The following is a 12,406-nucleotide window of genomic DNA, read 5'->3' as shown; positions in this document are numbered from 1 at the left end:
GCCAGCCGCACGACCGTCACCGGCCGGTCGTCAGCGCAGCCCCGCCGTCCGGCGCTCGAACACCTCGGGACGGGCGGTCTCCAGCGCCGTGGCGACCGCCCCGAGGAGCACCGCCTCCTCCCCCAGGAGACTGGGCGCGAGCACCGGACGCATCGGGGCCAGCCGGTGCAGGGCCTGCTCCAGCGGTTCCAGGAGCAGGTCCGCGCTGCTGCCGATCCCGCCGCCGAGCACCACCAGGTCCGGGTCCAGCAGGGCCGACAGCACGGCCACCGCGTAGGCGAGCCGCTCGGCCTCCCGCTCCACCGCCCGGACCGCCGCCGCCTCCCCGGCCCGGGCCCGCTCGAACACCTGCTTCGCCGTCAGCTGCCGGGCCGCGGACTCCCCCACCAGCCCGAAGTCCCTGGCCGAACGCACCACGGCGTCCGCGGCGGCCTCCTGCTCGACGGTCGCGGCAGACTCGCCGGCCCTGGCGGGCAGCGGGACCAGGCCGATCTCGCCCAACGCGCCGTGCGCACCGAGCAGCAGCTCGCCGTCCTTCACCACACCCAGCCCGAGCCCGGTGCCGACCAGCAGGTAGGCGAACATCCGACTGCCCCGCCCCGCCCCCAGGGTGTACTCGCCGAGCGCCGCCAGGTTGGCGTCGTTGGCCACCGAGACGGCCGTCCCCAGGCCCTCCCCTATCCGGTCGAACAGCCCCGGTCTGCCCCAGCCCGGCAGGCTGCTGGCGTAGCGCACCCCGCGCCGCTGCTCGTCCCAGACCCCCGGGGTGCCGATCACCGCGTGCACGATGTCCTCGGCGGCGAGGCCCGCCTCGGCGGTCGCCTCGTGCGCGGCGGCCACCACGGCGTCCGCGACGGCGTTCGCCGAACGGCCCCGGTTGGCCACGTCCCTGCGGGCGACCACCCGCCCGGCCAGGTCCGCCACCGCCACCCGCAGCCGGGCCCGGCCGATGTCCACGCCGAGCACGTGCCCCGCCGTCGGGTCGACCTCGTACCGCACGGCGGTGCGGCCGCGTTCGGGGGCCAGCCGCCCGGCCTCCCGGACCAGGCCGCCCCGCTCCAGCTCGGCCAGCGCGGCCGAGACGGTCGGCTTGGACAGTCCGGTGTCCCTGGCCAGCTGGGCGCGCGAGGAGCCGCCGCCGGTGCGCAGCAGCTCCAGCAGCAGCCACTCGTTGTTGCTGCGCAGCCGCTGCCGGTTCCACGGCACCCCTGGGGCCCCGGCCGCCGGGCGACTGGTCGGCTGGTGGGGGCTCATCGGGATTCCTCCGGTCTGTCCTTCGGGCGCGGGCGCGGACCGGGTCGGTGGGGCCGGGTGGGCCCGGTCCGGCCCGCGGCGTCCGGGGTCGGGCGCCGCCGCCCAAGTATGACCGGTGATCATCCGGCATTCGCCCGCCGTCCCCGCACGGCCGGTGGACACCCCGTGGACCTGGGGTGGACGGTCCGTGGACGATCCTCGTCGTCAATCCTCGTCGGCCGCACGGGACTCCACGTCGCGGAAGCCATGCCGAGGCGACGCCGGGACAGGGACGTCACGCCGAGGACGCCGCGCCAGGAAGGCCGCGCGCTCCGTTACCGCACCGTCTCCGCCCAGTCAACGTTTCGCCCGCTTGTGGGCGCGCCGCGCCCGGGCGCGTGATCATGGGCTCATGCACTTCCGGCACGGCAACCGAGCAGAGGGCCCGCGGCCCGCGACACCGGACTCCCGGTCCCTGGCGGCGACCGCGGCGGCCCTCGCCGCGCGGCTCGGCGCGATCACCGGCGGTGACAGCGGCGACGACCCGGAGCGGCTCCGCGAGGTCCTCGCCGCCGCGCCCGTCGGCGTCGCGCTGCTCGACGAGCGGCTGCGCTGGCAGTACCTGAACGCCGCCTTCACCACGGCCACCGGCCTACGCCGCGCGGACCTGCTCGGCCGGGCCGCCGGGACCACCGCCTTCGCCGGCGCCGTCGGCATCCTGCGCCGGGTCCTCGCCGACGGACTGGCCCGCGAGCACGCCACCGGAGGCCAGGACGGCCCGGGGTCCCCGGTCCCGCCCGGTCTGCGGGTGCGCTACCGGGCGCTGCGGCGCTCCGGACGGACCACCGGGGTGGTCGTCGTCGTGCTGGACGACCCCGACCCGGCCCGCGAACAGCTGCGCGAGCTGGAGCAGGCCCGCGCCCGGCTCGCCCTGCTCGACGCCGCCGCCGAGCGGGTCGGCACCACCCTCGACGTCGGCACCACCGGCGCCGAACTCGCCGGCTTCGCGGTGCCCCGGCTCGCCGAACTGGCCACCGTGGACGTGCTGCCGCCCGAGGCCGAACCCATGCGGACCGAACCCGTGCGGGCCGAAGCCGCCGAGGCCGAACCCGCCAGGACCGAACCCGCCCGGGCCGGCCAGGGCGCGCCCCAGCGGCTGCACCGCGCCGGCGCCCGGGCCGTGCCCGCGCTGGCCGCCGCCCTCGCCGAGCTGCCCCGGCCCGGTGAATCGATCCGCCACCGGGAGGGCTCGGCCGCCGCCCGCAGCCTGGCCGGCGGCATCGCCGTGCTCACCGAGCCCGGGCCCGAGGACGCCTGCCCGGCCGGGACGGCCTCACTGCTGGTCCTGCCGCTGGCCGCCAGGGGCCGACTGATCGGGCTGCTCACCCTCGGCCGCACCGCCGCCGTCCCGGCCTTCACCCCCGACGAGGCCGCCCTGCTCGGCGACCTCGCCGCCCGCACCGCCACCACCCTCGACAACGCCCGCCGCTTCGCCCGCTCCCAGGGCATCGCCCTGGAACTCCAGCGGGCCCTGCTCAGCGAGCCCGGCAACCCGCACCAGAACCTCTCCCTCGCCTCCCGCTACCTGCCCTCCGGGAGCAGCACGGTGGTCGGCGGCGACTGGTTCGAGACGGTCCGGCTGCCGTTCGGGCGCACCCTGCTGGCCATGGGCGACGTCATGGGGCACGGCGTCGAGGCCGCCGTCGACATGAGCCACTACCGCTCCGCGCTGCGCGACCTGGCCGGGATGGACCTGCCCCCGCACCGGATCCTGCGCCGGCTGGACGACGTCATCGCGGCCGACGACTCCGCCCGCCCCGCGACCTGTCTACTGGCCCTCGCCGACCCGGGCCGCGGCCGCTGGACCCTCTCCAGCGCGGGCCACCTGCCGCCGGCGCTGATCGCCCCCGGCCGGCCGACCAGGCTGCTGCGCGTCCCCACCGGCCCGCCGCTCGGCACCGGTCTCGGCGGCTACGAGCAGACCGTCCACCCGCTCCTCCCCGACCAGACCCTGATGCTCTACACCGACGGCCTGGTCGAGCGCCGGGCCGAGGACATCGACGTCTCCCTGGAACGGCTCGCGGCCCTGCGGCTGCCCGCCACCGGGGAACTCGACGACCTGCTCGACGCCGTCCTCCACTCCCTCGCCCCGCCCTCGGCCGCGGAGGACGACATCGCGCTGCTGGTGGCCCGTCCCCGGCAGCGCTGACGGGCCACCGGCCCGCGGGCACGTCCCCAGGACTCACACCTTCGCCAGCGCCCGCTCGATGTCGGCCCAGATGTCCTCCGGGTGCTCGATGCCCACCGACACCCGGACGGTGCCGGGGCCGATGCCGACCGCCGCCAACTCCTCGTCCGACAGCTGCCGGTGGGAGGTGCTGGCCGGGTGCAGCACCAGGGTGTGCACGTCGCCCAGGGACGGCGCCAGCGAGGCGAGCCGGACGGACTCGGTGAACGTCCCGGCCGCCTCGCGTCCGCCGGCCAGGTCGAAGGCGAGGACGCCGCCGTGGCCGTCGGGGAGCAGGCGGCGGGCGCGGTCGTGGTCGGGGTGGCCGGGCAGACCCGGGTAGTGGACGGCGGTGACCGCGGGGTGGGCGGCGAGCCGGCCGGCCAGGTCGAGCGCGGTCTCGCAGTGGCGTCGGACCCGCAGGGCGAGGGTCTGCATCCCGCGCAGGGCCAGCCAGGCGGCGAACGGGTCGGCGCAGGCGCCGAGTTCAAGGGAACGCCGCCAGACCCGCCGGTGCAGTTCCGGGTCGGCGAAGACGGCGATCCCGCCGAGGACGTCCGAGTGCCCGCCCAGGTACTTGGTCGCGGAGTGGATCACGATGTCCGCGCCGTGTTCGATCGGGCGGCACAGCAGCGGGGTCGCGAAGGTGTTGTCCACCACGCTCACCACTCCGGCCCGCTTGGCGACGGCGATCAGCCCGGGCAGGTCGGTGACCCGGGTGGTGGGGTTGGAGACGGTCTCCAGGAGCAGCACCCGGGTTCCGGGCCGCAGCGCCGCCGCCACCCCGGCGGGGTCGTCGCCGCTCACGTAGGTGACCTCGACGCCCCAGCGCTCGGTGAGGTCGGTCAGCGCGCCGACGGTGCCGCCGTACAGGCTGCGCTGGGCGATGACGTGGTCGCCGGCGCGCAGCAGGGCGAGCAGCGCGGTGCTGATCGCGCCCATGCCGGAGGCGGTGGCGAGCGCACCGGTGCCGCCCTCCAGTCCGGCGACGGCCTGCTCCCACGAGCGGACGGTGGGGTTGCCGAAGCGGTTGTAGAAGAAGGCGCCGTCCGGTCCGCCGTGGGCCTGGGTGAGCGCGTCGCCGGTGTCGAAGGCGAACAGGTGGCCCTGGTGCAGCGGCACGCCCAGCGGACGGCTGCCGGTGACCTCGGCGACCGGCGGGTGGACGACCCGGCTCTCGGGGCGCAGCCCGTCGTGCGTACGGTCCGCGCGGGGGGCCGGGTGCGGGGGCTCTGGGGAGTGGAAGTCGCTCATGGCGCTCATCCTCGGGCCGCCCCGGCGCCCCGGCCAGGGCCAATCGCCGCCGAGTGGCCCGTCCCGGGCGGTCGTTCCGGCTCCACCGCCCGGAGGGCGGCGGCGAACGCCCGGGTCGCGGCCGTGCACGGCAGTACTCGGAAGTACCCGGCCGTGGCGGGCTACTTGCGGCGGCCGAAGATCCGCTTGGTGGCGTAGACGATACCGACGATCAGCAGCACGAAGAGCAGGATGACCAGGATGACCACGACGATCAGGAACTTGCCCAGCTTGGCGAAGAAGCCTTTCTTCTTCTTCTCGTCCTTGGCCGCGAGGTGCGTGGCGTCGGTGGCCGCCGTGCCCGCGGCCTGAGCGTGCGTACCCGACGCCCGCGTACCCGACGTGTCCGCACCCGCCGTGCCCGTAACCGACGTGCCCGTAACCGACGTGCCCGTGCCCGTGCCCGACGTGCCCGCGCCCGACGCGCCCTGGTCCGCGGCGGCGGCCGCGACGGTCGGGGGTGCGGCCACCGCCGTCGCGGCCGGCGCCACGGCGGTGAGGCCGACGGCGGCCAGCAGCGCCACCAGGGTGCCGGCTATCGAACGTGCGATCCGATCAGTCATCGTGCTCCTCCTACTGGTCCGGAGCAGCGCGGACCCACCGGTCCGACCGAATTCTCATGGTCTGACCAGCTGGTTTTCTCATCCGCGCCTAGTATGCTCCACTGGCGTTCTACAGCGGTGTAAAAGTTTAGCGACGGGCCCTGCCCGGATCGGCCCCGGCCCCGGGCCCCGCGAGCCCACCGCTTCGACAGGGGCTCCCGTGGCAACTGTGGAGGATGACGACGTGTCTGGCCGCAAGGGTTCCCCCGAAGCCGGGATTTCGCCGCACCGCGCGGGCCGGCGCCGGGCCGAGGGCAGGAGAAGCGGCCGGAACCGGAACGCCGAGGACACCGCGAACTCCCAGGACACCGCGGGCATAGCGAACGGCCGTCCGGCGAGCCGGGCCAAGCGCAAGCCCAAGCGCAGCACCAAGGAGAAGGTGCTCTGGGCGACCGCCGGCTGCACGGCCCTCGCCGTCCTCGGCGGCGCCGCCCTCTACTACCGGCTGAACAGCAACATCAGCACCTTCGACGGCGACGCCCTCAGCAAGGACCGCCCGGAGGCCGCGGCCCCGGACGCCCAGGGCCGCACCCCGGTCAACGTGCTGCTGATCGGCTCGGACAACCGCGGCAACGGCAACAGCGACCTGGGCGGCGGCGGGGACGGCGGCGCCCGCTCGGACACCGCGATCCTGCTGCACGTCTACGCCGACCACAAGCACGCCGTCGGGATCTCCATCCCCCGCGACTCCCTGGTCACCATCCCGCCGTGCAAGCTCCCCGACGGCAAGTGGACCAAGGAGCAGACCAACGCGATGTTCAACAGCGCCTTCTCGGTCGGCGACACCGACCAGGGCAACCCGGCCTGCACCCAGAACGCCGTCGAGAAGCTGACCAACCTGCGCGTCGACCACACCATCGTGGTGGACTTCAACGGCTTCGCCTCGATGACCAAGGCGGTCGGCGGCGTCGAGGTCTGCCTGCCGAACGACATCCACGAGGGGGACCTCAACCCCAACCTCGGCCGCAAGGGAAAGCTGCTCTTCCCCAAGGGCAGGCAGAAGGTCGAGGGCCAGGCCGCGCTGGACTACGTGCGGGTCCGGCACGGCATCGGCGACGGCTCCGACATCGGCCGCACCAAGCGCCAGCAGGCCTTCCTCTCCTCCCTCATCAAGGAGGTCAAGTCCCGCGGCATGGACCCGACCACGCTGCTGCCGCTCGCCGACGCCGCCACCGGATCCCTGACCGTCGACCCCGGTCTCGGCTCGGCCGCCAAGCTGCTCTCCTTCGCCATGTCGCTCAAGGACGTGGACCTGCACGACGTCAAGTTCCTGACCGTGCCCTGGCGTTACGAGGGCCCGCGGGTCGCCCTGGTGCACCCCGACGTGGACCAGCTGTGGGCGGCCCTCAAGGCCGACCGCACCATCGACGGCCAGGACGCGAGCGTCCCGGCCGAGACCGGCTCCGCGGCTCCCGACACCGCGGCCACGCCCACGCCCACGCCGACCCCCACCCCGGACGCCGGGGCCGCCGCGGTCAAGGTCTCCGTGCTCAACAGCACCGGCGAGACCGGGCTCGGCAGCCGGGCCGCGGAGACCGTCAAGGGCGCCGGCTACACCGTCGCGAGCGTCGGCAACGCGGCCGGCAAGCCGCGCGGCACCACCGTCGTCGAGTACGGCACCGGCGAGCGCTCCGCCGCCGAGGCGGTCGCCAAGCTGTTCCCCGGCGCGACCGTGCAGCCCGGCGCCCGGGGTGTCAGTGTCGTCCTCGGCCACGACTTCGCCGCCGCCAACCCGGCCGCCACAACGGCTCCCAGCGGGTCCGCCGCCGCCCCCGCCCCGCTGCCCAGCAGCGTGAGCGGCGCCGCCCGCTCGGCCGACGACGACCCCTGCGCCAACCTCTCGTACGGCTGATCCGGCGGCGTCCCGCAGCACTGACGTGCGGCTCCGTACGCGCGACGGCGGGGTGGATCCGGAGCCGCCCCGCCGTCGCGCGCCCGAGGGGCTGTCAGCGCCTCGTCCCGCAGGACGGACAGAACGCGGCGCCGTCCGGAACGTCCTGGTGGCAGCCCGTGCACTGGGCCTGCTGGGCCAGCCGGAAGCCGCAGCCGGGGCAGAACGGCGTGCCGTGCGTCTCCGTCCGGCACTGCGGGCAGACCAGCTGCCGCGGCGTGCTGACGTCGTACCCGGCACCGGACTGCTGTCCGGACTTGAAGGCGCGTTCGGTGACCGCGTCGTTGAGGCCGCGGTGCTGCGCCGCCACCGCCTCGGTCGCGGTGTCCGGGGCACAGGCGTGGCACAGGCCCTGGGCCGGGTCGAAGCACCGGCCGCAGACGTAGTTGGTGCACCGGGCGCAGCGGTTGAAGTGCGTCTGGGCGTTGGTGATGGCCCGCTGGAACGCGGCGTCCCGCGAAGTGCCCCAGGTCTGGCCGGCCAGTCCGTCGGCGGCGTTGCCGATGGTGTTGGCGCTGCCCCCGATGAGGTTCCAGGCCGCGCCGACACCCTTGCCTATCCAGCCGGCCATCTGCCCGGTCCGGAACGGCTCGAACGGCGAGCGCCAGGTGTCCGAGCAGCGGTGGCAGGAGAACTCGAACTGGAAGCCCGCTCCGGTGCCGTGCTGCTCGCACAGGTCGCGGTGGTTGCTGCTGAAGTAGATCTCCGAAGTCACGTTCGTCCCCGGTCGATGAATGGCCTTGTCAGCGGTTGCTCCCAGGGACGATAGGGCTCGTCGAACGGTTCCGCCAAGGGTGTTCGACCTGCCTGCTCAGAGCCCGGAGACCGGCAGCAGCAGCACCCTCGCCGGGTCGAAGCGCTGCCAGTCGCCGGCATGTCCGCCGCGGCCGATCCGCAGCCGGCACCAGGGCTGTCCCGCGGTGTCCTGCCACCAGCCGGTGATCCGGCCGAGCGCCCAGTCGCCGTCCCCGAGATCGACCTCCACCGGCTGGTAGACCCACCGGACGTCCCGGTCCACGGGCTCCGCCCCCGCCGGACCCGCGCCGTCCTCGGGCCCGCACTGACTCTTCATCACGGCTCCGCCTCCCGACCCGGACCCGGCCGCCCGGCCACCCACACGGGGCGGCCGGGCGGCCGGGGTGCAGCTCACCTCGCGAACTCTACAGGCGTGTAGAGGAATGCGGGAGGAGTTCCGTCGAAGACGATCGACCCAGTCCGGTCCAGTACGGTCCAGTGCGGTGTAGTCCGGTCCGGTGCGGTCCGGTCGGGCCTCGGAGGTGAACCGGCCTCAGCGCCCCTTCCGCACCGAGTCCTCGCGGACCGACGCCGCGCGGGACGCCGCCCCGCGCACCGACCGCCGCCGCTGCCACAGCGCGAGCGGCACGATCCCGGCCAGCGCGGCCGCCTCCGGGGCCGGCGGCTCCTCGAAGGGCGCGCCCGCCGCGCCCGCCGCCGGGGCCGGCACCTTGTCGAAGGTGCCGGGGACCGGCAGGGTGGACCAGTCGGACAGCGGCCAGGCGACCACGAAGGCCCTGCCGACCACGTTGTCCACCGGCACGAAGCCGTCGCCGCCCTCGTTGTGGTGCCAGCGGGAGTCCCGCGAGTTGTTGCGGTGGTCGCCCATCACCCACAGCTTGCCCTTGGGCACGGTGACGGTGCCGACGGGGTCGTTGTCGCAGGGCGTCGAGCCGGGGAACAGGTACGGCTCGTCCAGCGCGACGCCGTTCACCTTCAGCGGCGCGCCCGCCTCGCAGTCGACGGTGTCCCCGCCGACCGCGATCACCCGCTTGATCAGGTCCTTCTCGTCCGCCGAGGGCATCAGGCCGACGGTGCTGAGCGCCTTCTGGACGGTGCCCATGACGGAGCCTCCGGAGTCGGTCGGCGTGCCCTCCAGCCAGCCGCCCGGATCGCGGAACACCACCACCTCGCCGCGTTCGGGCTTGGCGCCGAACCACGGGGTGAACTTGTCCACCAGCACCCGGTCGCCGATCGCGAGGGTCTGCTCCATCGAACCGGAGGGAATGGAGAAGGCCTGGACGAAGAAGGTCTTGATGCCGAGCGAGAGCACCAGCGCGACCACCAGCAGGATCGGCAGCTCCTGCCAGAACGGGCGCTTCTTCCGTGGGCGTTCGGCCTTCTCGGGCGTCTCGGGCGTCCCTACCGCCTCGGGCGTCCTGCCGGGAGCACCGGACTCCGCGTCCGCGCCTGCCACCACGACGGCGCCGGGGCCCGCCGTCACCCGGCCGTCCCCGGCCTCCTCGCGTTCCCCGGCTCCACCGCTCTCGCCGGACTCCGCACTCTGCTGCACGCTCATTCCTCGGCCCCTCCCGACGGCCTGGCGGGAGCCGGAACGAAGACCCCCTGTCAGGAACGAACCTACCGAACAGAGGTTCCCGGACGCGCCCTGACGTGGATGCGCTCGCCCTGCGGACCGAACAGGCTGAGGAACTCCACCGGCTGCGGGCCCGCGTTGCCGAAGGCGTGCGGGGTGCGGGTGTCGAACTCGGCGGCCTCACCGGCCGCCAGCTCCAGGTCGTGCGTGCCGAGCACCAGCCGCAGCCGCCCGGACAGCACGTACAGCCACTCGTACCCCTCGTGGACCTTCAGCTCCAGCTCGGGGCCGGTGTTCCGCCCCGGCGGCACGATGTGCTTGTAGGCGTGCAGCCCGCCCAGGTGACGGGTGAGCGGGACGATGGTCTGGCCGTTCCTGGTCACCGGGCGCGGGTGGATCCGCGGGTCACCGGTGGCCGGGGCGCCGACCAGTTCGTCAAGCGGCACCCGGTACTCCCGGGCCAGCGGCAGCAGCAGTTCCAGGGTCGGCTTGCGCTGCCCGGACTCCAGCCGGGACAGCGTGCTGAGCGAGATGCCGGTGGCGGCGGCCAGTTTGGCGAGCGTGGTGCCGCGCTCCCTGCGCAGCGCCCGCAGTCGCGGGCCCACCGTGGTGAGGACGTTCTCGAACTCTTCGTCGGCCATGCCTGCCATGTGCCGGTACGGCAAGGCCCGTTGTCAATCCGGCACGCGGGTGAGCCCCCGGCCGCCACGTCGGCGGGCGCGGCCTATTGTTCCGCCATGCGCATCCACCTCACCCGGGACAGCGTCGCGGCCGGCGACGACGCCGACGCCCCGCACGCCGAGACCGTCCCCCTCCCCGACGGCCTGGACGTCCCGGCGGCCCTCACCGCCCTCGGACTGCCCCGTCGCCGTCTCCCGTCGATCGGCGGCGGCCGCGCCACCTGGGTGGTGCGCGGCGCCGACGGCACCCCGCTGGCCGTTCTCGCCCAGCAGTGGCCGCGGCCCCGCCCGCTCCCGGCCGGTCAGGGCCCGCTCGCCCGCCTGGCCGGAGCCGACGGCGATGTCCGGCTGCACGTCGAGTACCGGCGCCAGGTGGATCCGGAGGCCGAGTACGGGCGGCTGCTCGGCTGACCGCACCCCAGCGGATCCGCCCGACCGTCAGAGCCAGTCGCGGCGCTTGAACACCAGGTAGAGCCCGGTGCACACCAGCGCCATCAGCCCGATCGCGAACGGGTAGCCGAAGGCCCACTTCAGCTCCGGCATGTCCTCGAAGTTCATCCCGTACACCGTGCCGATCAGCGTCGGCGCGAAGAGGATGGCCGCCCAGGAGGAGATCTTCTTGATCTCGTCGTTCTGCGCGTGCCCCGCCTCGGCGAGCTGCTTCATCTCCTCGTTCTGCCGCTGCGAGACCAGCGTCGCGTTGACGGTCAGGATGTTCTGGAGCATCTGCCGGAAGCCGTCCACCCGCTCCGCGGCGTAGGTGGCGTGGTCGGCGACGTCGCGCAGGTAGCGCTGGAGCTCCTCGTCGGTGCCGTACTTGCCGAAGCCCGCCTCCAGGCTCCTCATGATCTCCAGCAGCGGACGGGTCGCCCGCTGGAGCTCGATCACCTCGCGGGACAGCTCGTAGATGCGGCGGGAGACCTGCGGGTCACCGCCGAACACCTCGGTCTCGATCTCGTCGATGTCGTGCTGGAGACCGGCGATCACCGGCGCGTAGCCGTCCACCACGGCGTCCAGCACCGCGTACAGCACGGCCTCCGGGCCGAGTGCCAGCAGCTCGGGGTCGGCCTCCAGCCGGCGGCGCACCGCCGACAGGTCCGGGGCCTGGGAGTGCCGGACGGTGAGCACGAAGTCCGGGCCGACGAACAGGTGGATCTCGCCGAAGTCGACCTCCTCCGCCTCGTCCAGGTAGCGGGCCGCGCGCAGCACCACGAACAGGGTGTCCCCGTAGCGCTCCAGCTTCGGCCGCTGGTGGGCGACGATGGCGTCCTCGACGGCCAGCTCGTGCAGGTCGAACCGGTCCGCGGCCTCCAGCAGCTGGGCCTCCGCGGGCCGGAACAGGCCGATCCAGGCCATCGTGCCGGGGCGGTCGGGCAGCGTGCGGTAGATGTCGGCGAGGTCGGTGGGCGCGTCCGTCCGGCGGCCGTCCCGGTAGACGGCCGCCTCCACGACGGAACGTTCCAGCGTCACCTGCTCGACCGGCTGGTCCGGGCGCGGGTCCATCGAGTGCTCGGGGGCCGGCTGGGTGTCCGCGGGACGGACCACGGAACGGGAGAACGGACGCTTGCTCGCGCGCACGGCGCGCACACGCCAGTCGGACATGGCGGAGACCTCCACGGGGGATGCCCGGGCCGCCGTACGGAAACGGGACGGACCGGTGGCGCCCGGCCGGCCGCCACGCGCACGGCGCGACCGGCGGTGCCTCGCCGGGAGGACGAGGTCAGTGCCGCGCGGGAGCCGTACGGGAGGAGGTGTGCCGGGGGCCGCGAGTGGTGCGGGACAACCGGGGGCGGGGCCGACTTCGACCCGAGCTACTGCACTCCACGGCTCTCACCTCCTCGCCTCCGTGCGCCCACGCACCGGGAGAGGTGTCGGCGCAACCCCGCCGAGTCTAGCCCCCGCGCGCCCCGCCCCCGCACCGGGCCCCCGCTCGGCCACCCGCCGGGCCGCTGCCGTCCTGCCGTTTCCGCAGCGGCATCGCACCGCCGTCGCGCTCCGCGGACCGGCCCGGCCGCGATCCCGGCCCACGGCCTCCTCGTCGGCCCCGCACCCCGGCCCCCGACCCGCATAGCGGTGCGCGGACGTCAACAGCCCTCTTCGGGTGGGGTGTTCGTCCTGGGCGAAGCGATCACGCGGAGCGCACCGCGC

At 74.6% G+C, this 12,406-nt stretch carries 11 protein-coding genes; 3 read left to right on the top strand and 8 right to left on the bottom strand.

The features are described 5' to 3' along the window. Positions 1–30: 30 nt before the first annotated feature. Entirely contained in the window at positions 31–1,254 is a 1,224-nt protein-coding gene (locus ACZ7C5_RS18045) for an ROK family protein (protein ID WP_470322923.1), read from the bottom strand. Positions 1,255–1,645: 391 nt separating this feature from the next. Between ACZ7C5_RS18045 and ACZ7C5_RS18040 the strand changes: the two genes are divergently transcribed. Then, positions 1,646–3,442: a SpoIIE family protein phosphatase gene (locus tag ACZ7C5_RS18040; protein WP_470322922.1), complete on the top strand. Its 1,797-nt coding sequence runs from the start codon at positions 1,646–1,648 to the stop codon at positions 3,440–3,442. Between the two features lie 33 nt (positions 3,443–3,475). Here the strand turns inward: ACZ7C5_RS18040 and ACZ7C5_RS18035 are convergent, their stop codons facing one another. Together ACZ7C5_RS18035 and ACZ7C5_RS18030 are read right to left on the bottom strand one after the other, a co-directional pair. After that, entirely contained in the window at positions 3,476–4,714 is a 1,239-nt protein-coding gene (locus tag ACZ7C5_RS18035; protein WP_401084419.1) for a trans-sulfuration enzyme family protein, read from the bottom strand. Positions 4,715–4,875: 161 nt separating this feature from the next. Further along, complete coding sequence (locus ACZ7C5_RS18030; protein ID WP_470322921.1) at positions 4,876–5,316, bottom strand: hypothetical protein; 441 nt, start codon at positions 5,314–5,316, stop codon at positions 4,876–4,878. 223 nt (positions 5,317–5,539) lie between these two features. On the opposite strand from ACZ7C5_RS18030, the gene ACZ7C5_RS18025 reads away from it, so the two are divergent. Further along, entirely contained in the window at positions 5,540–7,207 is a 1,668-nt protein-coding gene (locus tag ACZ7C5_RS18025; protein WP_401084413.1) for an LCP family protein, read from the top strand. A 94-nt stretch (positions 7,208–7,301) separates the two neighbouring features. On the opposite strand, the gene ACZ7C5_RS18020 is transcribed toward ACZ7C5_RS18025, so the two are convergent. From ACZ7C5_RS18020 to ACZ7C5_RS18005, 4 genes are all read right to left on the bottom strand, one after another. Continuing rightward, entirely contained in the window at positions 7,302–7,961 is a 660-nt protein-coding gene (locus ACZ7C5_RS18020) for a double zinc ribbon domain-containing protein (RefSeq protein ID WP_470322920.1), read from the bottom strand. Between the two features lie 96 nt (positions 7,962–8,057). Continuing rightward, the gene (locus ACZ7C5_RS18015; protein WP_401084408.1) at positions 8,058–8,321 is read right to left on the bottom strand and encodes a hypothetical protein; all 264 of its coding nucleotides are present in this window, start codon (positions 8,319–8,321) and stop codon (positions 8,058–8,060) included. Positions 8,322–8,534: 213 nt separating this feature from the next. After that, on the bottom strand, positions 8,535–9,560 hold the full coding sequence (gene lepB, locus ACZ7C5_RS18010) for a signal peptidase I (RefSeq protein ID WP_401084405.1): 1,026 nt from the start codon (positions 9,558–9,560) through the stop codon (positions 8,535–8,537). Between the two features lie 62 nt (positions 9,561–9,622). Continuing rightward, entirely contained in the window at positions 9,623–10,219 is a 597-nt protein-coding gene (locus ACZ7C5_RS18005) for a helix-turn-helix domain-containing protein (RefSeq protein ID WP_401084403.1), read from the bottom strand. A 96-nt stretch (positions 10,220–10,315) separates the two neighbouring features. On the opposite strand from ACZ7C5_RS18005, the gene ACZ7C5_RS18000 reads away from it, so the two are divergent. Further along, on the top strand, positions 10,316–10,669 hold the full coding sequence (locus ACZ7C5_RS18000; protein ID WP_401084400.1) for a hypothetical protein: 354 nt from the start codon (positions 10,316–10,318) through the stop codon (positions 10,667–10,669). A 27-nt stretch (positions 10,670–10,696) separates the two neighbouring features. On the opposite strand, the gene ACZ7C5_RS17995 is transcribed toward ACZ7C5_RS18000, so the two are convergent. Further along, the gene (locus ACZ7C5_RS17995) at positions 10,697–11,860 is read right to left on the bottom strand and encodes a magnesium and cobalt transport protein CorA (RefSeq protein WP_401084398.1); all 1,164 of its coding nucleotides are present in this window, start codon (positions 11,858–11,860) and stop codon (positions 10,697–10,699) included. Positions 11,861–12,406 lie beyond the last annotated feature (546 nt).

Source organism: Kitasatospora sp. NPDC036993 (genome assembly GCF_055607525.1).
The sequence above is the reverse complement of the archived record's forward strand: the minus strand, read 5'-3'. Positions and strand labels throughout refer to the sequence as shown.

Coding starts and splice junctions, on each gene's coding strand:
- ACZ7C5_RS18030 (WP_470322921.1), bottom strand. CDS start 5,316: ATGACTGATCGGATCGCACGTTCGATAGCCGGCACCCTGGTGGCGCTG.
- ACZ7C5_RS18035 (WP_401084419.1), bottom strand. CDS start 4,714: ATGAGCGACTTCCACTCCCCAGAGCCCCCGCACCCGGCCCCCCGCGCG.
- ACZ7C5_RS18000 (WP_401084400.1), top strand. CDS start 10,316: ATGCGCATCCACCTCACCCGGGACAGCGTCGCGGCCGGCGACGACGCC.
- ACZ7C5_RS18045 (WP_470322923.1), bottom strand. CDS start 1,254: ATGAGCCCCCACCAGCCGACCAGTCGCCCGGCGGCCGGGGCCCCAGGG.
- ACZ7C5_RS18005 (WP_401084403.1), bottom strand. CDS start 10,219: ATGGCCGACGAAGAGTTCGAGAACGTCCTCACCACGGTGGGCCCGCGA.
- lepB (WP_401084405.1), bottom strand. CDS start 9,560: ATGAGCGTGCAGCAGAGTGCGGAGTCCGGCGAGAGCGGTGGAGCCGGG.
- ACZ7C5_RS18040 (WP_470322922.1), top strand. CDS start 1,646: ATGCACTTCCGGCACGGCAACCGAGCAGAGGGCCCGCGGCCCGCGACA.
- ACZ7C5_RS17995 (WP_401084398.1), bottom strand. CDS start 11,860: ATGTCCGACTGGCGTGTGCGCGCCGTGCGCGCGAGCAAGCGTCCGTTC.